The sequence below is a fragment of the Mycoplasma sp. 2261 genome, from assembly GCF_053851575.1.
The window spans coordinates 1-23406 of the sequence record NZ_JBSQAX010000009.1 but is presented as its reverse complement, the minus strand read 5'-3'; the positions used below and the strand labels follow the sequence as shown (position 1 = coordinate 23406).

General features: G+C 27.7%; 14 protein-coding genes and 6 tRNA genes. 13 read left to right on the top strand and 7 right to left on the bottom strand.

Features of this window, described 5'->3' with window-relative positions; genetic code table 4:
• The first annotated feature begins 5 nt into the window (after positions 1 to 5).
• The 4 genes from ACWXVM_RS02520 to ACWXVM_RS02505 all read left to right on the top strand — a co-directional run bounded on the left by ACWXVM_RS02520 (position 6) and on the right by ACWXVM_RS02505 (position 11192).
• Positions 6 to 2591 (top strand): hypothetical protein, encoded by a 2586-nt coding sequence (locus ACWXVM_RS02520; RefSeq protein WP_455994185.1) that lies wholly within the window; start codon positions 6 to 8, stop codon positions 2589 to 2591.
• 180 nt (positions 2592 to 2771) lie between these two features.
• Entirely contained in the window at positions 2772 to 6470 is a 3699-nt protein-coding gene (locus tag ACWXVM_RS02515) for a hypothetical protein (RefSeq protein ID WP_455994183.1), read from the top strand.
• 455 nt (positions 6471 to 6925) lie between these two features.
• Positions 6926 to 8563, top strand: a complete 1638-nt coding sequence (locus ACWXVM_RS02510; RefSeq protein ID WP_455994181.1) for a DNA methyltransferase — start codon at positions 6926 to 6928, stop codon at positions 8561 to 8563.
• Entirely contained in the window at positions 8556 to 11192 is a 2637-nt protein-coding gene (locus ACWXVM_RS02505; protein ID WP_455994179.1) for a DEAD/DEAH box helicase family protein, read from the top strand. The genes ACWXVM_RS02510 and ACWXVM_RS02505 overlap by 8 nt, the downstream gene beginning before the upstream one ends.
• Before the next feature lie 315 nt (positions 11193 to 11507).
• Here the strand turns inward: ACWXVM_RS02505 and ACWXVM_RS02500 are convergent, their stop codons facing one another.
• Genes ACWXVM_RS02500 through truB form a run of 3 tightly spaced genes read right to left on the bottom strand, consistent with a single transcriptional unit; the run spans position 11508 to position 14077 of the window.
• Positions 11508 to 12356 carry an FAD synthase gene (locus ACWXVM_RS02500; protein ID WP_455994177.1) on the bottom strand — a complete coding sequence of 283 codons (849 nt, stop codon included), beginning with the start codon at positions 12354 to 12356 and terminating at the stop codon, positions 11508 to 11510.
• Positions 12357 to 12409: 53 nt separating this feature from the next.
• The gene (locus ACWXVM_RS02495; protein WP_455994175.1) at positions 12410 to 13216 is read right to left on the bottom strand and encodes a YcsE-related riboflavin metabolism phosphatase; all 807 of its coding nucleotides are present in this window, start codon (positions 13214 to 13216) and stop codon (positions 12410 to 12412) included.
• 9 nt (positions 13217 to 13225) lie between these two features.
• Positions 13226 to 14077, bottom strand: coding sequence for a tRNA pseudouridine(55) synthase TruB (gene truB, locus ACWXVM_RS02490; RefSeq protein WP_455994173.1), 852 nt, complete (start codon positions 14075 to 14077; stop codon positions 13226 to 13228).
• A 347-nt stretch (positions 14078 to 14424) separates the two neighbouring features.
• Here truB and ACWXVM_RS02485 point away from each other — a divergent pair.
• From ACWXVM_RS02485 to ACWXVM_RS02475, 3 genes are all read left to right on the top strand, one after another.
• Positions 14425 to 14500 (top strand) — tRNA-Thr (locus tag ACWXVM_RS02485).
• 5 nt (positions 14501 to 14505) lie between these two features.
• Positions 14506 to 14589 (top strand) — tRNA-Leu (locus tag ACWXVM_RS02480).
• Between the two features lie 123 nt (positions 14590 to 14712).
• Positions 14713 to 14886, top strand: coding sequence for a hypothetical protein (locus ACWXVM_RS02475; RefSeq protein WP_455994171.1), 174 nt, complete (start codon positions 14713 to 14715; stop codon positions 14884 to 14886).
• A gap of 108 nt (positions 14887 to 14994) precedes the next feature.
• On the opposite strand, the gene ACWXVM_RS02470 is transcribed toward ACWXVM_RS02475, so the two are convergent.
• From ACWXVM_RS02470 to ACWXVM_RS02455, 4 genes are all read right to left on the bottom strand, one after another.
• Positions 14995 to 15070 (bottom strand) — tRNA-Val (locus tag ACWXVM_RS02470).
• 3 nt (positions 15071 to 15073) lie between these two features.
• Positions 15074 to 15149, bottom strand: a tRNA-Glu gene (locus ACWXVM_RS02465).
• Positions 15150 to 15153: 4 nt separating this feature from the next.
• Positions 15154 to 15228: transfer RNA gene (locus ACWXVM_RS02460), tRNA-Asn, on the bottom strand.
• A 108-nt stretch (positions 15229 to 15336) separates the two neighbouring features.
• Positions 15337 to 15412, bottom strand: a tRNA-Thr gene (locus tag ACWXVM_RS02455).
• 171 nt (positions 15413 to 15583) lie between these two features.
• Between ACWXVM_RS02455 and ACWXVM_RS02450 the strand changes: the two genes are divergently transcribed.
• The 6 genes from ACWXVM_RS02450 (at position 15584) to ACWXVM_RS02425 (ending at position 22600) form a co-directional block, all read left to right on the top strand.
• Positions 15584 to 16024: a division/cell wall cluster transcriptional repressor MraZ gene (locus ACWXVM_RS02450; RefSeq protein ID WP_438340860.1), complete on the top strand. Its 441-nt coding sequence runs from the start codon at positions 15584 to 15586 to the stop codon at positions 16022 to 16024.
• Positions 16018 to 16932 (top strand): 16S rRNA (cytosine(1402)-N(4))-methyltransferase RsmH, encoded by a 915-nt coding sequence (gene rsmH, locus ACWXVM_RS02445; protein WP_438340912.1) that lies wholly within the window; start codon positions 16018 to 16020, stop codon positions 16930 to 16932. Before ACWXVM_RS02450 ends, rsmH begins: the two co-directional genes overlap by 7 nt.
• Positions 16933 to 16935: 3 nt before the next feature.
• Positions 16936 to 17997 carry a hypothetical protein gene (locus ACWXVM_RS02440; RefSeq protein ID WP_455994169.1) on the top strand — a complete coding sequence of 354 codons (1062 nt, stop codon included), beginning with the start codon at positions 16936 to 16938 and terminating at the stop codon, positions 17995 to 17997.
• A 67-nt stretch (positions 17998 to 18064) separates the two neighbouring features.
• Entirely contained in the window at positions 18065 to 19198 is a 1134-nt protein-coding gene (gene ftsZ / locus ACWXVM_RS02435; RefSeq protein WP_455966233.1) for a cell division protein FtsZ, read from the top strand.
• A gap of 267 nt (positions 19199 to 19465) precedes the next feature.
• Positions 19466 to 19645, top strand: coding sequence for a hypothetical protein (locus ACWXVM_RS02430; protein WP_455994167.1), 180 nt, complete (start codon positions 19466 to 19468; stop codon positions 19643 to 19645).
• 30 nt (positions 19646 to 19675) lie between these two features.
• Positions 19676 to 22600 (top strand): hypothetical protein, encoded by a 2925-nt coding sequence (locus ACWXVM_RS02425; protein WP_455994165.1) that lies wholly within the window; start codon positions 19676 to 19678, stop codon positions 22598 to 22600.
• The last annotated feature ends 806 nt before the right edge of the window (positions 22601 to 23406 follow it).

Here is a 23406-nt window from a genome sequence, read left to right as displayed (position 1 = left end):
TAGATATGGCTAAGGAATCATTAGCTAGTGCATTAGAAAATCAACAAAAAGCCAAAGATGAATTTGAAAGTGCAAAAGCAAATGCTAAGTTAAAAGAATCTGATTTGACTCAAAAAAACAAGGAAAAACAAACAATTCAAAAAGAAATACAAGAAGCTAACCAAGAAAAAGATAAGCTGCAAGAGGAGGTTGATAGGCTAGCTGAAGAAGAAAATAAAGCAAGTAATGAATTGGAAAATAAAAAAGATTCTTTAGAAGAAATCAATAAACAACATGCACAATTAAGCGAAAAAATACAGCAAGAAGAATTAAAAAATCAGCAAATTAAGCAACAAGAAGAACAAAACCAGCAGCAATTAACTAAAGCCATTAAAAATATACAAGACAAAGAAGCAGAAAGAAAGACAAACAATTCTGAATTAGCACAAGCTCAAGCAGAACTAGAAAAAGAAAAGCAAAACTTAATGGAAGTTGAAAAAATAAAGAGCAAAACTAAATCAGAATTAGAGCAGGCTTCAAAAAATGTTGATACTATAACAAAAGAAAAATCAATGCTTGAGGCCGAATTACAAAGCACAAAAGAAAAAGCCAAAAATGCCAAAGATGATTTAGATAAGAAAACTGAAGAATTAAAATCGAAACAAAGCACAAAAGAAGAGGCCAATAAAGTTAAGGAAGAAGCTGAATCTAAAAAATCCAATATTGATGAAAAATATCGTCAATCGCTCTATGAACATCAAAGATTAGATTCTGAGATAAACAGTAAAACACATGAACTAAATCAAATAGAAGTTGAAATAAAAGAATTAGAACTAGATATTCAAGATGATGATAATGATGAATATGAAAGAGAACATTTAGAGACCCAACTAGCAGAAAGAAAAAATAGAGCAGCTCACCTTGAAAAGGAATTAGGATGACTCAAAAAGGAAGAAGAAAATGCTAGAAATGCCTTAGATGATAATAAAAAAGCCCAAGAACAAGCAGCCCAAGAACTAGCCCAAAAAGAAGAATTATTTAAAAAAGCAGAAGAAGAGTGGAAGCAAGCTGAATTATCAAAAGAGCAGGCAGATAAAGCTTATAAACAAGCTAATGAAGAAATAAAAACTAAAGAAGCACAAGTTTCGCAAAAAGAATCGCAATTAAGTGAGCTTCAAAAAACTAAAGAAGAATTAACAAATAAAAACAATGAAGTTAATGCTTCATTTAAAAGTGCTACAAGTAAGGTTCAAGATGTTGAATCTAAAATACAAAAATTAAAAACGAATGATCAAAAAATACAGCAAAATATTGAACAAGAAACACAAAAGAAACAAAAAATTGAAGAAGAAATAGAAAGTCTCAATCAGCAAAAAACTAATTCGCAACAAGAACTAGAAAAACTAAAAGAATCACTTGCACAAAAAACGAAGGAAATGGCTGAGGCAGAACGTGCTAAAAATGATGCTCAAACAATATTTGATGATGTAAAAAAACAAAAAGCAAAATTTGATGGTCAATTATCTTCCATTTCAGCAACAATTGCACAAAAAACTAGTGATTTAAATCAAAAATCAAATGAAATTTCTGAAGCAACGCAAGTATTAGAAGCGGCAAAAACTAAAAGTGAACAAGCTAAGAAAAAACATGATGATGCAAATGCAAAAGTGGAACAAAATAAAAGCAATGTGCAAACCAATCAACAAGAAGTAGATGCAGCAGAGCAAAAAAATCAACAAAGCCTTACAACTGAAAGCAATATTCAAAATAAACTAAGTAATTTAGAAGAAGAAATTAAGCAAAAAAGAGAATCATTAGAACAAAAAACCAATGAATTAGATGATGTCAAACAAAAAATGACAGCTGTAGCACAAAAGAAAAAAGATGCAGAAATGCTACTGCAAAAATTACTAGAAGATAAAAAACAAGCTGAAGAACTAAGAAAAGAAAAAAGAGAAAAATTAACTCAAGAAAATGATAAAGTTACCCAAAAAATAAAAGATGCTAAACAAAAAGATGATGAATTTAAGGAAGCTAAAGAAGCAAAGGCTGCTATTGATAATAAATTGCTCGAACTAGAAAATGAACTAATGAATAGAATGAAAGAATTAAAAAAAGCTAATGATGAAATTCCTCTCTTAAATGAGTTAATCAAAAAAGCTAAGGAAGATATTTCAAAAGTTCAACATCAAATTGAAGAGCAAAATAAGAACATTAGTTTACAAAAAAAGAACATTGAAGCTAAAACAAATAATAAAAATCTTCTTTTGCAAGAAACACAAGCATCGCAGTTTTCAAAAGAAATTATTAAAAAGCAATTAGATGAGGAGTCTAAAAATATTGCTAACTATGAAAAAACAACAAAAGGAAAAGAAAATTCCTTATCGATATTAGCACAGAAATTAAAAGACCTTAATAATCAAAAAACAAAGAATGAAAAAAACATAGATCAAATGGTTAATTCGATTAAGCAATTATCAAAAATCAAGGATGAGACACACCAAGAGTTAAATAAAATTAATAAGGAAGTTAATAAGAAAAATCAAGAAATTTTGCAAATAACAAATAAGCTGGATGAATTAAAAAAAGATTTGAATAAATTAAAAAGATAGCAATTTTTTTAAAACACGATAAAAAGAGGCGGCATACAGCCTCTTTTTATCATTATTTCATAATGATACATAAACACTGGTAGCAAGTTTGCAAAAAAAAAAAAAAAATGTTAATATTTTCTTGAAAAATCTTGGGCATTTTACAAAAGCTAATTTTATCAAAGAGAGGTATAAGAAATTATGAATAAAAATGTAGAAGAAAACAAAGTAAAAAGAAAAAAACGTAATGTTATTTTATTAACATCAGCTTTATTGGCAGCATCAATTACAACCGGAGCTATTGCAGCCTTTTATCTTACAAATAAAAATAAGCATGATAAAAAAAGCCTTTTGGCTTTGGAGATAAAAGACCAAAAAATTACTGCAAACTCAGCGATCTTTCATTTAAAAAATATTGATAAAAATGATGACACTAACCGTTCTTTTTCAGTTTTATTTTATGCTAAGAAAACTCCTTATAATGTACAAAGAAAGACTCATGTTATTAATAAAGAAGAAAAATCTATGTCATTTGGGATTAATAATGAAAAACCTTTATATCCAGATACTGATTATGAGTTTCAGATGATTTATAATGGTGAAACAGTTTTAATTCATCACTTTAAAACTTTGAAGCTAGAGGAAAAAGACAAGCAGGCAGAACTTGAAAAAGCAAATAAAGATCTAGAAGAAGCTAAAAAAGCTAGAGAAAAGGCATTACAAGATCTAGAGCAAGCTAAGAAAAACGCTTTATTAAAAAATAATGATGTTATTTCCAAAACCAACGAGCTAAGTGAAGCAAATAAGAAACTAGAAGAAGCCAAAAAATCTAAAGATGAATTGGAAAAACAATTACAAAGTATTAAGGAAAAAATTAAGGAATTTGAAAAAACAAAAAAAGCAGCCGAACAAAATAAACTACTAACAAATAATAATGTAATTTCCACCACTAAAGAAGTTGAGCGTTTAACCAAAGAACTTGAAGAAGCAAAAAAAGCCCTAGAAGAGGCAAAAAATAAAAAAGATAAGGCCAATTCAGATCATGATAGCGTTAATAAAGATGCTATTCTAAAATCTGATGATTTAGCTAAAAAAGCCAAAGAGTTAGATGAAGCAAAAAAAGCATTGCAAGATGCGATAAATGCCCAAAACAGTGCTAATTCTGAATTTGAACAACAAGAGGAAAATATCAATAAAAAAATTAAGGATCTTAATTCAAAAACAGATGAATATAATAGTTCATTAAGGGCTAAAAATGAATCTGAAAAAGAAATAAATCGTATGCAAAATGAAGTTGCAGAGATAAATAGAATTCTTAATACTCTTGATACTGACAAAACCCGAATCAATAATGAGTTAAACAACGCTAAGCAACAATTAGCTTTAGCAAATCAAAAACTTGCAGATATACAAAAAGAAGCAAATGATGCTAGACAAAAAGCCGAAGACCTTACCAACGAAAATATAAGACTAAATAATGAAGTACAACAAGCTAATGAATTGGAAAAAGAGAATATTAATGATATAGCTCGTATTTCTAAAGATTTGCAAGATGCAAATTCTGAATTGTCAAAGGTAAAAGAAACTCAAAACAGTATTGCTGAACAAATAAAAAAATCCAATTTTGATTATGAGCAAAAACAACAAAATTTAAATCAAAAAACCAAGGAATTAGAAGAAGCTAAAAAATCATTAGCACAAGCCACATCTGAAAACCGAGAAATTGAGTCTCAGCTAGAAGAGGCAATAAGAAACACTAAGCAAAAAAATGATGATTTAGTGCAGAAAAACAAAGCAAAAACCGACGCAGAAAATGATAGAAATAAATTTCAAAGGGAGCTAGATAGCGCATCAAAAAATGAGACTGATAAAGACCAATATGCTAATCAATTGAATAATGAGTATGAAATATTAAAGCAAGAACTAAAAAGGCTTCAAGGTCTAAAGGATAGCGCAACAAGCGAAGTCGATAGAAGAAATAGAGATCTTGAAAAAACAATTATAGATTTAGCACAAAAGCAAAAAGATATTGACCAAGCTAATAGGATGAAAGTAGAGCAAGAGGGCATTAAAGAAAATCATAATAAAAAACTTAATGAATTGAATCATGCTTATGAAAATTTAAAAACAATAATTGGTTTTGAAGATGATAAGCGTAACGAAGAAGAAAAAGAACTGGGAAAGATATTAAGAAATAAGAAATCATTGGAAGATAAAAAACAAAAGGCATATCAAGCTTATTTGCAAAAAAAGGCTGACGCAGAGCAAAAGGGAAAAGATTGAAATAATTCAAAAAGAGGTAGGGATGAATATTTTATTAGACAACATAAAGAATCTCTATATAATGAAGCTTTAAGAGAAGAAAAAGAAGCTAAAAGAAAATGGTTGGATGCTGAAGGCGAATATGATAAGCAAGAAAATAATGAAAATGCTATTCATAATAAAATTGCTGAAATTAATAAAAATACAACTATTTTAACTAGTTCTCTCAAGAAATATGAAGACCAGATAAATCAGCAACAACATCTAATTGGTGAAGCTTCGCAAAAAATTTCAGAAATTGAAGCTGATATTACCAAGAAAACAAATGATAAAAGGATGCTAGAAGAATCTAAATCTAACAATGAGCAGCTAAAATCTCAATCTGAACAGAAACAAAATACAGCAATAAAGTCCGTAAAGGATAAGGAAGAAGTAATTAAACAAAAACTTAGTCAATTAGGGGTTGCACGTGTTGGGGCAGAACAAGCACGCCAGGCTAAAAAAGATGCAGAGCATCGATTGCAAGAAGCTAAACAAGAACATGATGATAAAGATAAGCAACATCAGAGCGCTCAAAAATTATTGCAAGAAGCTAAAAACAAAGAGTCTTTCTTACAAGAAAAATTAAATGAATTAAAACAAAAGGTTAATAATGAGACAACTTTAGTATCTCAAAAGCAAGGTGCTGTTGATGATGCTAATAAGCAAGTCCAAAAAACGCTAAAAAGCAAGACGGATTTGGAAAAGAAATTGCAAAGTGCGAATGAAGAAGCTAGCATGAAACAAGAAGATGTCAATAAAAAAACAAAGGCTTTAGATGGTGCAAATGCTAAGCATCAAGAGTCGCAAAAAAATCATCAAGCGTTAATTCAAAAACAAACCGATATTCATAATAAATTGCAAGAGGCACTTAATAATATAACTCTGGCTAATCAAAAGTACCAACAAGAACTTAAAAACACAAATAATAAAAGTAAAGAAGTTGCTGATAAAAATAATGAATTAAAAAATAATGCTAAATTGATTGAACAAGCATCGCAAAATAAGGCGAAAACAGAGCAAGATCTTATAAATTTAAATACTAATTTAGAAGAAAAAAAGAAAGAATTGGAAGATAAAAATAATAGTTTAAGTGAATTAAATCAGGCAATACTTCATGCTAATAATCTTAAGGACAATGCTAAAAATAAGGTTAATTTACCTAATCAAGATGTAAAAAATAAAACTGATTTATTAGCTCAGAAGCAATTAGATTATGAAAATGCTAAGAAATCAAATAATGATTCTTTACTTGAAAAGAACAATATTCAAGGCCAAATAAAAGATGTTGATAAAGACTTTGAAAATAAAACTCATGATTTGCATCAAAAGCAAAAACAACTAGATAAAGCGATTTTAGATAATGAAGAAGCAATCCAAAAAAATAAGGAAGCAGATTCTATGATTAACACAACGAATAATAATCTTCAGAACGCTTTATTAGAGGATTTAAAATTAAATAAGAAGATTTCCCAATCAAATAAGGAAATTAAACAAAAAGAATCTATTTCAAATAGTAAAATCGAAGAACTTGATAGGGCTAAAAAAGAGGCTTCAAAAGCTAATGGATTGCTAGAATCTCTTAATATGAAACATTAATAATCATATATTTTTAGGTAGTATAGGAAATTTTGTGTAAATTTATCTCCTGCTTACTTTTTGAGTAAGAGATTTGAGAATAACAATCACACAAATCTAAATTTATTAGGCAAAAAAACAACCGAACAACATGACAAAATTGGATAAATTTTCTTCCAAATATGTTGTTTGGTTGTTTTAATTATTTAATCTTCTTTTTTAGCAATAATTTGTAATTGATTAAAAGCAGGTCCTCAATTAGGAATAACTGCTGTTGTATTTATGAATAGTAATAAAATACTTGCTAATGTCTATAAAATTTTGTTGTATTTCTTAACAATATCACCTTAACTTAGATAAAATTTTTATATAATTCAAACAAAATTATAGTTTTTTACTTCCCACAGCATAAGTGAACAAGATATGAAATTTAATTATAGTTTTTACAACAAAAAAACTGCAAAGAAAGGACTAATATGGAACCAAAAATCACGTCATTAACTCAATGTTTATTAGATATACTTAAAGATAATAATAAGTATTATTCTTCCGAACAAAATAAGCTTTTATTAGGTAATATTTTTGCTGCAGTTAATAATCATGATAGCGATCTTTTGGAAATTCTTTATTCTAATGAATTAATATGCAAAAATTTCTTTGTTAAGGTTAAAGACATATGAATTTTTAATGACAAAAAATTCATAGATTTTATCAACCTAAAAGACTTTATGCCTGATAGTTTTACTTCTTTTAAAAATCGCATTGGCCTAGTTGATGACAATGGACACTTTCTTGACGAAAGCAACGATGTTGTACTTTCATTCCCCTTCAAAGATTGTGTTTTAGTTGGCAATCAAGACAAAGACGACCAGAAATGTAGTGAAGTTATGCTCAATGAAACTCTTGGGCTTGATGATATTAACAGACTTCTTGATCCTAAAGCCCTAGTTAATGCAAAACGTTATAGCTCACAAGGAGTTGAACAAAACATATTATTTAATAAAAAAGATAATCTTATCATTAAAGGGAATAATCTTATAGCATTAAGCTCTATATTAAAGAGATATGAAGGAAAAGTTAAATGTATCTATATTGATCCGCCTTACAACACTGGCAATGATTCATTTAATTACAATGATAAATTCAACAATTCAACATGACTTGTCTTTATGAAGAACAGATTAGAGCTAGCCAAAAAATTATTAAGGGATGATGGAAGTATTTTTATAAGTATAGATGAAAATATGAAGTCATATTTAGATATTTTGATTAGAAGTTTGGGATTTGATTATTTTAAAGAGTTGATATGAGAAAGCGGAAAACCTTTTGGGTATAAAGCGACTAGCACCATATGGCCTCGCGTTCATGAAACAATCTACCATTTTTGTAAGGTGCGTAGTAAAATTTTTTATAAACCTACCTATACATTTGAATTATCAAGTTCAGGTTCTAAAATAATGACTTCAAGCATTATAAAAGCAAAGGAAAACGGGATTTATTCAATGGATTGGATCGTAGGAGCAAAACAAAGTGTAGGTTTTGGTGCGGGTCAAAAACCTGAAGAATTGATAAAAAAACTCCTTGATGCTACTACAAATGAGGGCGATATTATTCTAGATTTCTTTCTTGGTTCAGGAACAACCGCTGCTGTAGCACACAAAATGAATCGGCAATATATTGGTATTGAGCAAATGGATTATATTGAAGATATCACACTAGCAAGGCTTAAAAAAGTTATTGATGGTGAGCAAGGCGGAATATCTCAGTTAGTAGGCTGACAGGGAGGCGGTTCATTTGTGTACTGCGAATTAGCTCAAAATACACAAAAATGAGTGGATTTGGTAAAAAAAGCAACTAGCAACAATATTGTTTGTGTTAAAGACCAAATACTAAATTCTAATGACATAATTCCTTATTTAAGTAAAGCAGAAATTGAATCTAGCTTAAGTACTTTTGATTCACTTAGTCTTGATGAGAAAAAAGCTCGTCTTATTTCAATAATTAACAAAAACAAATTGTATGTAAATTATTCTCAAATAGATGATGAGTCATATGGAATTAGTGAAGCTGACAAACAATTTAGCAAATCGTTTTATGAGGCAGAGAATGAATAATAATTTAGCTGATAAATTAAAAAATATATTAGATTATTTTCCACCTAAAGACCTTGATACATTTATTGTAAATGGACTAAATCCTAAAATTAAATTGAGAGATTACCAAACTAGAGCAATTCAGTCATTTATTTTGTATTATCTTGATGAAGGTAATACAAAATTACGTACTCAAGATAAAATACACAACCTATTCCAAATGGCAACAGGGAGTGGAAAGACAGTAATAATGGCTGCTTTAATTCTGTTTTTATATCAACAAGGTTATAGAAACTTTATTTTCTTTGTATCACAAACCAATATTCTTGAAAAAACTAAAGAAAACTTTGCAAATCCAGCAAGTTCAAAATATTTATTTGCTTCGCCTTTAAAATGCTTCAATAAAACAATAAAAATCAATATTGTTGATAATTTTCAAGCTTCAAACATTGATAAAGACTCAATTAATATATGTTTTACAACCATTCAAAAATTACACAATGACATTATTAGTCCACGCGAAAATGCTATGAGTGAATATGATTTTAGCAATCAAAAAGTAGTATTCATCAGTGATGAATCTCATCATCTAAATGCAAGCACAAAAGCCAAAAGTAAAGTACCAAAACCCGAGATATTTGAAGAACCTTCTTGGGAAAACACTGTAATTAGTTTATATAATAAACATCCCGAATCGCTTCTACTTGAATTTAGCGCAACTGCAGGTCTTAATGATGAAGATATTAACAAAAAATACATTGATAAGCTAGTTTTTGACTATCCACTTAAAACTTTTAGAGACGAAAAATGAACCAAAAACTTTCAAAACATTAGTTCTGAGACAACATATTGACAAAGATCGCTTATAGCATTAATTATTAGTGAATATCGTCATATGCTTTTTAATGATTTAGGCTTAGAAATAAAACCAGTGGTTTTATTTAAGTCAAAAAGCATTGCAGAAAGTAAAAAATTTTTTGAAGAGTTTAAGCAAAAAATTCAAAAACTAAGCATTGAAGACATATTGGCTCTTGAAACTATTGATATTCCAATTATGAAGCAAAGTCTTAGTTACTTTAAAAAAATAGGACATCAAGACTATCAATTATTAGTTAATCTACTCAAAGAAAGTTTTCGTGAGCAAACACTAGTCATTATTAACTCATCCACTGAAAGTGCAATTGATGCACAAACGCAAGTGTTGCTCAATACGTTGGAAGATAAAGATAATGTCTTGCGAGGTATTTTTGTAGTTGATCAACTAAACGAGGGTTGAGATGTGCTTAACCTTTTTGATATTGTTAGACTGCATGATGAACGTCAAGAAAATACACGCGTAAAAACCAACAAGTATACTATCAAAGAAGCTCAATTAATTGGACGTGGAGCCCGTTATTGTCCTTTTGTGTATAACAATGATGAACAAAATCGAAACAAACGAAAATTCGATGCAGACTTAGGCAATAAATACCGTGTTCTCGAAACTCTTTATTATCACTGTAAAAATGATTCACGCTATATCAATGACCTTCAAAATACACTTAAACAAACTGGTCTTATTGATGATGATAATGGTAAAGTAGTTGAAATTAAACTCAAAGAAGAATTTAAAAATTCAGAATTTTTTCAAAATGCTTTAGTTTGAACTAACAAAAGAGTTCCAAAACAAAATAGTATGCCAAGCGAGCAAGATAAAGTTAATTTTACTAAAACTATTGATTTTAAAGTTAAACAAATTAAGGCTAATGAGGAAAAACTTTTTGATTTAGACACACAATCAGATAATGAAATAGAAGAACTTAAAATTGTTCAACAACTTAATCTTCAAGATGTTGAATATCACATTCTTGAGGGCTGTGCGCTTTATTTTGAAACACTGAAGTTTGATTTTCTAAAATCTAAGTTTTCTAATCTTAAATCACTTCAAGAATTTTTAACTTCATCTGATTATCTAGGTTCAAATGTCAAAATTATCTTTAAGTCTAATGACTCGAAAGCAAAAATAAGTGGAAGAGATATTTTTAGTGCTGTTATGGATGCGTTTAAACAAATTGAAAATTATCTTTATTCGCTCAAAGATGCAAGCGTAGGTGAAAAAGTTTTACGTCCTAAATATCTTAAAGATGTTATTGAAGATAAATTAATATATGTTGCTAATGTTGAGGATGAAGACGGAAATGGTAACCCTCAAAGTAAAGCAAGCGAAAAACTTAGAATGGATCTTAGTTCTAAAAAATGATATGTTTTTAATGAAAATTATGGAACAAGTGAAGAAAAAGAATTTGTCAAATGATTTAGTGATAACTATGCAAAGCGACTCGAAAACAAAAATATTGAATTCTATTTAGTTAGAAATGAACGTTTTAGTGATCTTGCACTTTATGATTTTGATAGTGGTGATCGTTTTGAACCTGATTTTCTTCTTTATTTCAAAACCAATAAAATAAGTTCGCAAGTATTTGTTGAACCTAAAGGTACACATCTAATCGAACATGATAATTGGAAAGCGAATTTATTGAGCTTGATAAACAGCGACATCAATCTTATGCCAAATAATGGTAATTGAAGAGTTATTGGTATGCCTTTTTTCAATAAATTAAAAACCACCGAATTTAGTCAAAAATTTGATGATTTTATTGAAAGTCTATAGCACTCGTGCTTTTAAATGCTATCGTAGATAATTTTGTGTAGAGATCACTAAATAGCAAATATTTAACAGAAGATTTTTACACAAAATTATCTACAGTCCACCAAACAACATATTTGGAAGAAAAATTCTCCAATTTTGTCATGTTGTTTGGTTGTTTTTTGCATAATAAATTTAGATTTTCGTAATTGCTAATCTCAAAAATCTCTTACTATAAAAAGTAAGCCAGAGATAAATTTACACAAAATTTTTTATACTACCTTCAAAATAAGTTTGAGACTGATTTATACAAAATTATCCACAGTATCCAAATTTAATTTATTTAGCAAATCATTTTTTGGCAATTTGTATATCGCTGTCTTGAATTTTATTTTCATGATTAAGACTGATATATCTTATTAATGCTTCAAACTCGACAAATATTTCTTGATACTTGCTTGGAATTATATCAAGATCTAAAAGATAGGCAACATTATCAAAACCTTCATCATTTTTTATGCCAATTTTAACTAAACCGTGATATTCTATATCATTAATTACAACGTTTGTAATATAAATTCCTGATTTAATTTTTTTGATATTTTCAGGATATTTAAAATGAAATTTATCAAAATTGGTAATAAAAGCATATTTTTCAATAAGTAGATTATTTATTGCCGAAATGTTGCCTTCATCAATTAATTCGTTTATTAATGTTGAGGAAATTTTTCTTTTATTAATCTTTCGTTCGTTTGCTGTATAGACTTCAAAATTTTTTTTAAGGTAATTAACATCGCCACTTCTACGAAAGCCAAAATAAAAATCATTACCGCATACAACATATTTAACGTTATTATTTTTTAAATTATTGCAAAAGTCATAATGTGAAACATTCATTGTATCTTCATTAACATCAACCAAAAATACGAAATCGAATCCTAAATTAAATAATGTATATAGTCTTGTTTGGACTTGGAAGGCCTTGTTTTCATGTATTTTCGACTTTTTATATGGTTGGTTAAATAGCATAATTGCTAATTTGTAATTTGCCCCTGAATTTTTTAGGTCCTTTGCAATTTTGATTAATTCATAGTGTCCTAGATGAAGAGTTTCAAAACTGCCTAAAACCATAATTAAGTCATTATTTATTTCAAAAATTTGTTTAAAATTTCATTCAAAAATTTTCATATTAATAATTTTACTTTAATTAATAATTTTAAAAATAAATAAAAATTTTACGATTACTCGTAAAATCCTTTTTCTTTTAGTTTGAAATATGGTCCATCTTCGGTAACAGGTAAACATATTTCATTAGCAACATTTTTAGTGGTATCTTCTCCATTTCCCATAGCTATTCCTAAACCAACTAGTTTTAGCATCTCAATGTCATTTTCAGAATCACCAAATGCAACCATTTCACTTGGCTTAATATCCAGCAGTTTGCCCAATACTTCTAGACCCACGGCCTTGGTAATGCCTTTAGCTGAAAGAAATATTCCCCCAGGTCATGTTGCTAAAACTCACATATTCATATTATGGTGTTCGAATAAAATATTAAGTTGCTTAGATCAATATTCGGGATTATTTGTGCTAACAGTGATTAGATAGTTTTTATCATTTTTTGTTTCGAATTCTTTTTCTGATATAAATTTATCTTTATAAGGTAGATAGAATCAGTGATTTAGATTAAATAAATCATTATAATAGCCCCATTTATATCCTACAAATGAAAATGGTATCTTTCTTTCATTAGCAAATAATCTGAACTTTACAAAATCATTATAATCAATAGTTTGTTCAAATATGTATTCATTAGTTTTTAAATCTAAAATAAATGTTCCATTTGCACCAATAAAATAATCAACATATGGATTATGTATTTGTTTTCCGACTGTAAAAATATCACGTCCTGAACAAAGCACATTAATATAACCTGCATCTTTTAATTTGCGAAACATTTCTTTCATTCTTAGAGAAAGTTCATCTATGCCAAATGGTAGCAATGTACCGTCTATATCAAACACAACCATCTTGTACTTGTTATTCATTTTAACCTCTTAACTAGGCAATGAAAATATACGGTTGAATAAAACCTTGTCGAAGGTTATGAAACCGTTATTTATTTGTCCTCAACCAATTATTTGATTATTAAATGTAAAAAGGCCTTTTCCGTTAAAGTTTTTAAATCTATCGAAAAAAACCGATTTTGACTTTATTAATTTCACTTCAAAATGTGTAAGTGTATATAATTTTACTCTAAAAAGAGAGTTTATGTTATTGATTTGCTCAAAATCGAGACTTTCATTTAATTTAATATTCCCAATTTTCTCTCGCTTTAAAATATTTACAACAGCATCCGTTTCAAGATATGTTCCAATATCATGAATTAATGACCTTATGTAAGTTCCTTTTGATACTTTTGTCCTAATGATGAATGATTGTTTTTGATAGTTAAAATCTATTAACTCCAAGTTGTGTATTTTAATATTACATTCTGCTAATGAAAAATCTATATTTTTTCTAGCTAAATCATAACTTTTTTGTCCATTTATTTTTTTGGCCGAAAAAACTGGAGGAATTTGTTTGGTTTGATTTTTAAAATGTTTTAGCGCATTTTCTAATTGCTCCTTGGTAATCATTTTTTTATTTTTTAAAAAAATAACTTCTTCACCTTCATCATAACTTTTAGAAGAGCAATGAAGTGAAGCTTCAACAAAATACTGTTTTGTATCATTAATAAGTCATGGCAAAACTTTTGTATCATCATCACTAGCAACTATTAAAAGACCTTGGGCTAACGGATCAAGAGTACCGCTATGACCAATCTTTTTAATATTATGTTCCTTTGCAAATTTTTTAATTGCAAAAAAACTTGATTCTCCTCTTTTTTTATTAATCTTAAAAAACATTTTTCCTCAATGTAATTTATTATATCATTTTTAAATTATTTAATCAATTGAAGGGGTTATTGATGAGATAACTGAATATCAAAAGCTTTATCTTCTTAGTTTTAAATTAAGTGTTGGATTTATGTATTAACGAAGATTACCATATTTATCATGAGGCAAGTTTTACTTGATTTGCTAGTTAAAAAATATCTCTTTATTTTATAAAAACACTAATTTACTAATTTATAAAAGTGTATAAAATAAAAATAGGTGTTTTGAATCATATTTCAAAAAATTAAAATATATGCTACTTTTTTTTATTAAATAACAAAAAAATTATATATAATAATATAGCATTAAATAAGTAAGCCGTTTTAGCTCAGTTGGCAGAGCAACTGACTTGTAATCAGTAGGTCGTAGGTTCAAGTCCTATAAACGGCACCATATATGCGCGAGTGGTGAAATTGGCAGACACGTTAGTTTTAGGCACTAATGCTTCCGGCGTGAGGGTTCAAGTCCCTCCTCGCGCACCATATCATTAAATATGTTGTTTAGAAAGGTTATAAATACCTTTCTTTTTTTATTTTAAATTTTATAATGAAAAAATAATTAATATAATTCAAATTGCGCGCTAAACTTAATATGTTATGAGGAAAATGAAATTATTTGAAATGTTTTTAGGCATTGGCAGCCAATATAAAGCCCTTAAAAATTTAGAGCATAAATTGAATTTTAAAGCAGTTAGTTTGGGTGCTTGTGATTTTTATATTGATGCAATTATTTCATATATGATAATTCATTGCGGTAATCGGAATTACTTTTTTTTATAGTTAAAAATCTTATTATGTTGGTTTATTTGTTATGCACCTAAATTAGTGGATAACAAAAAAAGCATAAAAAAAATGCCGTGAAGGCATTTTTTATTGGTGATTTACAAATGGTGGAGAATGAGGGGCTCGAACCCACGACCCTCGCCTTGTAAGGGCGATGCTCTCCCAACTGAGCTAATTCTCCAAATGGTGACCCTAGCGGGACTCGAACCCACGCATGTATGGATGAAAACCATATGTGTTAACCACTTCACCATAGGGCCATACTGGCGCCGACTATTGGGATTGAACCAACGACCAACTGGTTAACAGCCAGCTGCTCTACCGCTGAGCTAAGTCGGCACTCATATAAGTAAATGCTTAATTATTATAACCTAAAAAAATATTTCTTAATAAAAATTTTTAATTTATTTATATAAGCACCATCATATCTCGTATTATCGGCAATTATGGTGCTGGTTAGAGGTATCGAACCCCCGACCCACTGATTACGAATCAGTTGCTCTACCATCTGAGCTAAACCAGCATGTAAATTATTTTAGCAAATTTTAGTAAAAAAGTAATTTTCTAAATTATTAATTATTCATTTGTTAATTTTAAAAAATATAAACTTGTCGCTTTTTATTAAAAAAATACTTTTTTCAAAAAATAGTTTATAAAAATAGTAAAATTTGGTTGATAGTGGGAGGAAGTGGAAATGTATGGTAAATACGAGCGAAGCTTAGATGACAAGTTAAGAGTTGTCATTCCACCTAAAATACTTAATGATTTAGGAAAAGAATTTTTTATCACAATTGGTTTTGACAAACAATTAGTTTTGAGAGATAAGGTTGAGTTTGAAAAACTAAAATCTAAACTTGAGGATAATAATTTGCTTAATAGAGATTTGAGAGAATTAAGTAGATTTATCTTTGCAAATACAGAATTAGTTGTGCCAGATAAGTCAAATCGTATTATTATTCCGAAACATTTAGCTTTTAAAACCACTATCAAAAAGGATGTTGTCTTCATCGGATCAGGAAACACCTGTGAACTTTTTGCAAAAGAAGTTTATGATGCAAAAGAAAGATATTTCGAAGATGAAATTGACATTAATAATCTAGCTCAGAAATTATTTGAACAAGGGGTTAAATTATAGAAAAACATATTCCTGTTTTGCTAAATGAAGTAGTTAACTCATTAGACATTAAGCCAAATGGGATTTATCTTGATTTAACTTTAGGAAGAGCTGGACATAGTGTTGAAATTTTAAAAAAAATAAAAGACCAAGGTAACGGGAGACTTATTTGCTTTGATAAAGATATTGAAGCAATACGTGATTCCGAACAAAAATTAAAATTAGTGAGTGACCTTTTTATATTAGTTAAGAGTGATTTTAGATTCTTGAAAGAAGAATTAGCGAAACTTAATATTGAAAAAGTTGATGGAATCTTAGTTGATCTAGGCGTATCTAGTCCACAACTAGATGATGCTAGAAGAGGTTTTTCATATTCACAGGATACAAAACTGGATATGAGAATGGATTTGGATGCAGAACTTAATGCACATATAATAGTCAATGAGTGAGAAGAAGATAAAATTGCACAAATTTTATACGATTATGGTGATGTAAAGCTAGCAAGAATAGTTGCGAAATCAATTGTTAAAAATAGACCAATTAGTACTTCTTTTGAATTAAATGAAATTATTAAAAAAGCATTACCAGCCAAAATTGTTAGACAAAAGAATCCATCGAAAGCTGTATTTCAAGCTTTAAGGATTGCGGTTAATGATGAATTAAATGCATTAGATGATTTGCTAAATCAGGTTATAGATTTATTAAATGTTAACGGCAAGTTAGCTATTATAACCTTTCATAGCAAGGAAGATGCAAAAGTCAAAAGATTCTTTCAAAATTTAAATTATGTAGATCCTAAATTAAAAAGATTGCCAGTTCAGACTGAATTAAAGTGAAAACAAAAAATTATTTTTCCTTCTCAAAGCGAATTTGAGAATAATAAAAGATCACGTAGCGCAAAAATGAGAGTGATAACAAAAATAGGTTAATTTATGAAGAAAAGTGTTATTATAGCATACAAATTTGAGGTCAGCAGTTTTTCTGTTGAGGTTATAGAGCAAAATTCTTTTGGAAATATTTTGATTTATAAAAGAAGCATTAGTAGCACAATTTTTAACCTATTTGAGTTAGATTCATTTATTTGCAAAACTAAAAAAGAAATTGAAGCAACCATATCTTTGACAATAAAAAATGTTGTTGTAATTATTCAAGATTCACCTTTTTTGAAAATTAATAAGAAAATAATTTCTAATAAAAGTAATCAAAAGCTAACTAATTATGAATTAGCTAAGAAACTATACTACTTAGAAAAATCAAATAGTAATTACTTATTTGATTACTCATATCTAAATAATGATAATAACAATCAATTAATAAGTCTTAATCTTTTAGAATGAAATGTTGCTAAAAACATTTTTAATCTATTTAAGAAAAATAACCTAAATATTTTAAAAATTTATGACTATGAATTTCTTAAAAATATTTATTTTAATCAACAAAGAGATTCTGGAATAGCTACCCAAATTTATTTAGATGATTACAGCTTGAAATTAAATGTTTTAAAAAATGATGTAGTTATAATTAAAAAAAATGTTAATTTAGGAATAGATTATTTAATTGAATTCATTGCTAAACAATTGAAAACTACCAAAAAAATAGCTTATACTAAATTTAATTTATGGCAATGTAATTTAAATTCTGGCAATAATTTATTATTTAAAAAAGTTCTTGGATATTATTTAAAAAAAATTAATGATTATGTTGAATCTTTTTTAAAAAATATAAAAGATATTAATATAAAAGTTAATTTTAATGTAAGTAATAGCAAATTCCTAGAAACCATAAAAACGTTTAAAAACTTTAAAATTTTAAATTATTTATCAGACAAAGCTTATTGCGCAATTGATGTTATTAGTTATGAAATGATGGGAATTATTAATCTTGTTAACAAAAGACAAAATACTATTAAAGAAATGACTATAACCTCTGAATTATTTATTTTAGACGTAAATAAACGAGAGGAAAAAGGATATTCTTTTAATTACAAAAAATAAACTCAATTTTATTTATATAATTTAGTTAAATTAAAGATAAAGTAGAAAAAAAGTAAGGAGTACTGCCATGCCAGAATTTGAAAATTTCAATTCCGTTGCTAATATTAAGGTTATCGGTGTTGGTGGTGGTGGAAATAATAGTATTCAAAGTCTTCTTGATACAAAAATTGATGGATTAGAATTTGTTGTTGCAAACACAGATAGACAAATTCTAGATAAATTTGATAAATCACTAACACTACAATTAGGTGATAAAAAAGGTATCGGGGCTGGTGCTAATCCAGAAATTGGAAGACAAGCTGCCGAGCATTCAACACATGAAATAAAGGAAAAGATAAAAAATGCTAGCCTAGTAGTTATTACTGCTGGGATGGGTGGCGGCACCGGTACTGGAGCAGCCCCTGTGATTGCCAAATTAGCTAAAGAACAAAATTCTTTGGTAATAGCAATTGTAACTACACCCTTTTCATTTGAAGGAAAAAAGCGAAGTCAGATTGCACTCCAAGGGATTGAAGAATTAAAGAAAAATGTAGATTCTTATATTATTATTTCAAATGATAAATTGAAAGAATCTTTTGGCGAAATTTCTTTTAAGGATGCTTTTAAGGTTGCAGATAATATTGTTAAGCAATTTATTAGAACTGTTGTCGATATTATAGCTGTACCTGGTTTGATTAATTTAGACTTAGCCGACCTAGAAACGTTAATTAAAAACAGTGGTGAAACCATTGTAGGAATCGGACAATCAACTGGTGAAAATGCGGCGCAGAAAGCAATGCATAATGCGATAAGCAGTCCTATTTTAGAAAGTAATATAAAAGGTATCACTAAAGCAATAGTTTATTTTTCGTCATCAAGAAATAGTACTATCAATGATTTTGAAGCCGCAATTGATGTTTTAAAGAATGTTGCTGGCGAAAATATTGATGTTATATTTGGCGTTGGTTCTCCTGCTAATGAAGAAGCAGAAAAACTTGGTGAAATTTATGTATCTGTAATTGCTACAGGAATAAATAGAACCAACAATAAAGAAGAAAATGATTTTAAACTCACAAATAGTGAAATCGAAAATCATACAGATGATGATACACAAGAATATTTGACAATTTCAGGTTTTGATTCATCTAAATCTAAATCCCATTTGAATAATAAATATTCAAATGATGATGAAAGCAATGAAATTATTTACAATAAATTTTAAAATAAGAAGATGTAAGAATTCCTGTTTTAAAAGTAAATTATTTCAGAGAGAGGCAGTTGCCTCTTTTTTATTACCCAGGGTTAGAAAGCATGAATATATTGGATAAATAAGCTAAAACATATACAAATTTTATCATTATTATAAATAATGATAGCCTTACAAAATAAGCAACTTTGCGAAAAAAAAAAAAAAAAATGTAACATATAACCTATAAAAATTGAAAAATATTTGAAAATGATAGCTTAAAAAAAGAAAGAGTATAAATTTATGGAAAATACTAGCGAAAACAAACAAAAAAAGAAAAGACGTGGCAACATTATTTTAGCTTTATCCCTTTCACTATCAATTGTTGCAACAGGCGCTTTGGTTGCTTATTATTTCTTAAATGCCAATAAAAATGGAGTTAATAGTGCAAATGATATTAAAGGTTTAAAAATAAAGGACTAGAAAATTGCTTCAAACTCAGCAGTGTTTAATTTGAAAAATATTGATGAAAATGATAATATGGATAGAACATTTTTAGTTTTATTTTATGCCAAAAAAACACCATATGAAATAGTTAGAAAGTCTCACACAGTCGGAAAAAATAGCGAAAATATGCATTTTGGGATAAATAATGAGAAACCGTTATCTCCTAATACTGATTATGAATTCCAGATGGTTTACAATAATAAAATTGTTTTTATTCATCAATTTAAAACCTTAAAGGCTGAGCAAAAATATTCACAAGATGAATTAGATAAAACAAACAGCGAACTAGAGAAAGCAAAGCAAAATGATTTATTAAAAAATAGGGATGTAATTTCTAAGACAGAAGAATTAAACAAAGCTAATGAAAAGCTAAATAAAACCAGGGAAAATAAGGAAGCTTTGGAAAAACAACTTCAACTTATTAAAGAAAAAATAAAAACGCTTGAAAAATCAAAAAAAGATGCGGAGCAAAATAAACAAGAATTAGAAAATAGCGTTATTTATGCGAATAATGAGTTAGATAAACTAACCAAAGAATTAAATGAAGCAAATAGGAAACTAGAAAAAGCTAAAAATAAGGTTAAAAATGCTCAAGAAAGCGTTGAATCTTCAACTTCTAACGCTATTGATATAGATAATGATTTAGCAAAGAAAACTAAGGAATTAGAAGAAGCTAAAAAAGAATCAGAAAAAGCTAATAATACTATAATTGCTCTTAATAGTGATAAAAATAGAATAAATAATGAATTAAATAATGCTCAAAAACAACTAGATCAAGCAAATAAACAACTTAATGATGCAAAGCAGGAAGTAAGTGAGACAACTCAAAAACTGAATAGTCTTATTTCTACAAATATTGAACTAAACAATCAAGTTCAAGAAGCAAGTAGACTTGAAGAAGAAATTTCCATTGACGCAGGTCGTATTTTTAAAGAATTAGAGAAAGCAAATAATAATCTAGTAAAAGCAAAGGACATTCAAAAAAACATCTTAAAACAAATTGAAAATTCTAAACGCGAATATCAAGAAAAAGAGCAAAATTTTAATCAAATAAATAATGAATTGGAAGAATCAAAAAGATTATTGAAACAAGCTCAAGATACACAAAATAACTTACAAACACAATTAGATGAAATTAAAAAAAATAAAAAGCAAAAAAATGAAGAGATTAATAAACTAGGCAATGAAATAAAATTAGTTGATGGAGCCATTAAGAAAATAGAAAAATTGATTGCTGATATTAAAAATGATGAAATCGATAAAGATCGTTATGCTAATCAGTTAAACATTGAATATGAAATTTTGAAACAAAATTTAAAACTCGCAAATGATCTTAAAGATGGTGCTGCTGAAAGTTCTATAAATATCGAAAAAAGAATTAAGCAAAATTTAGAAGAAATAAAACAAAAAAAATTAGATATAGCTGAATTTACTAATCAAAAAAAATTATTAGAAAATAACCTAGTTGAACTAGGAAATAATCGTACATCTATGAGAATCAAGATCGGAGAATTATCTGAATTGGTTGAAAAAAATAAGAAACTAATTGATTCATATAATAAAAATATAAGTGATTATCATGAAACATTAGATAGAATTGCTGAGGCCAATGGATCTGATACTGGTATTGGTGATGGAGGAGTTGCGGCGGAGGATAGAATTTGAGAGATAATTGATCGACTTCAATCCGAAAAGAGTAGTATTGAGAAAGATTATGAAAGGGCACAAAAAGAATTGGCAGAATGGGAAGAAAAAAAGAAAAAACTCGAAAAGGAAATTGTGCCAGTAGTAAAGGAATATCGAGATTTTGATGGAAAAATATTACAAGCAGAGAAAAGACTGTTGGAGTTAACTAAAGAAAAAGACGAAAATATTGAAAGAAAAGCCCAATCTGAAAAGAAACTAAAAGAAGCTGATGCTAATGTAGCAATCAAAGAGAAGCAAAAGAATGATAAGTTTGAATTATTACAATTGGCAAGAGCAGAAGCCACTGAAGCTAAAAAACGCAGAAAAGATGCAGAAAACAATTTAAGATTAACTAAGGAAAAATGAATAACAAAAAATCAAGAGATTCAAGATGCTAATAATGCATTAAATAGTTCTAATGATATTTTAGCTGCATTGGAACAAAGCCTAAGAGACGCAAAAAAAATTGTGGATGAAAAGCAAAAAGAAGTAGCTAAAAATGAGAAAAGTAAAAGTAATGTTGAAGTGCAAAAGCAAAATTCTTTTATGAATAATAAGAGATTAATGAAGGCGCTTGAAAGTATTAACAATGATATTTCTTTAAAAACTGATGTGTTAAATCAAAAAAGTAACGAATTAAGTGATTTAAATAAAAGACATGAACTGCTAGCTGCTAATAAAAATGAATCTGTTCAAAAAGCTAACAAGAATAATATAGAATTGCAAAAAGTTCAGCACGAATTAAATAGTGCTAATCATAAAGTTCAAAGTTTATTTGAAAATGTAGGCCAAAAAACTAAGGAAGTAGAGCAAATAATAAAAAAACTGCAAGATATTGAAAAAGCTATCAATAAAACAAATAATAATAATAATAATAATAATTTAACAAATAAAAAACAAAAAGAATATGAAAATGCTAAGCAAAAAAATGATGCTGCTTTACTGAAACTAAATAATGAAAAATATAAACTCAAAGAAGCACAAAAGGAATTAGAAAAAATAGCTATTGAAATTAATCTAAAACAGCAAACATTAGAGAAAGCAAAAAATAATTTTAATGATATTTATAGTCTTAATCAAGAAATAATTAAAACAATAAACGATGCTGATTTAAGTATTAAAAATATTCTTAGCGAAAGTGATAATATAAAAAAACAAATTCTAAAAAATGAAAAAGAATTAGAATTAGAAGAAGAGAATGTATCTGTTAAAGAAAAAGAACTTCAAAAAATAAAGAAGCAATAAAATAATGCATAAACATTTCATGAATTCACTAAGGGAATGCTGAAATGCTATTTAGATTAATAAATTTTTCAGAAGTTAAGAAGTATCGTTTAGCTTAAAAAATAAATAAACTTTAACTTAAAGCTTGATTTTTTAAAAAAAATAAAAAAGGTAGCATAAGTAATCTTGCTTTCCTATCCCCTCCATTTAAGTCTAAAAATAAGGAACATAATTTAAATCTTTTTAATAAGGATGTGTAAGAATTTTTTGTGTAAATTAATTTCTAGCCTACTTTTTATTAAGAGATTTGAGAATGGTAATTACGCAAATTTAAATTTATTATATAAAAATAACCAAACAACAAAATAATTGAAAAAATTTTTGTATCTGATGTTTGGTTATTTTTTTGTTATTTATCATTTGTGTCTGCTGAGAAACTGAGTCTGATTAAAGAGATGCCTTAAATTGGAAACAACATTATCTCATTTTTAAGTTAATTTTAATTGTAAAATTCTCATAAATATAAATTATTTGACGAATAAGCTAATGATAATGATACCTTTATTTTTGCATATGTTTTTGATAATAGCAAATTCGTAGTAAAGCTAAAATAATAATATGTTATGGCATACAAAAAAACAAATTTTTGCTATTTTGCTATCAAATTTTGCAAAAAAAAAAAAAAAAACTATAATTTTGTTTTGTATATAAAAATTTTATCTAAGGAGATATCATGAAGAAATCTAACAAAATTTTATTAACATTAGCAAGTATTTCAATACCTTTTATAACAGCTGCAACTGTTATTTCTTGCAGTTCAAATAATG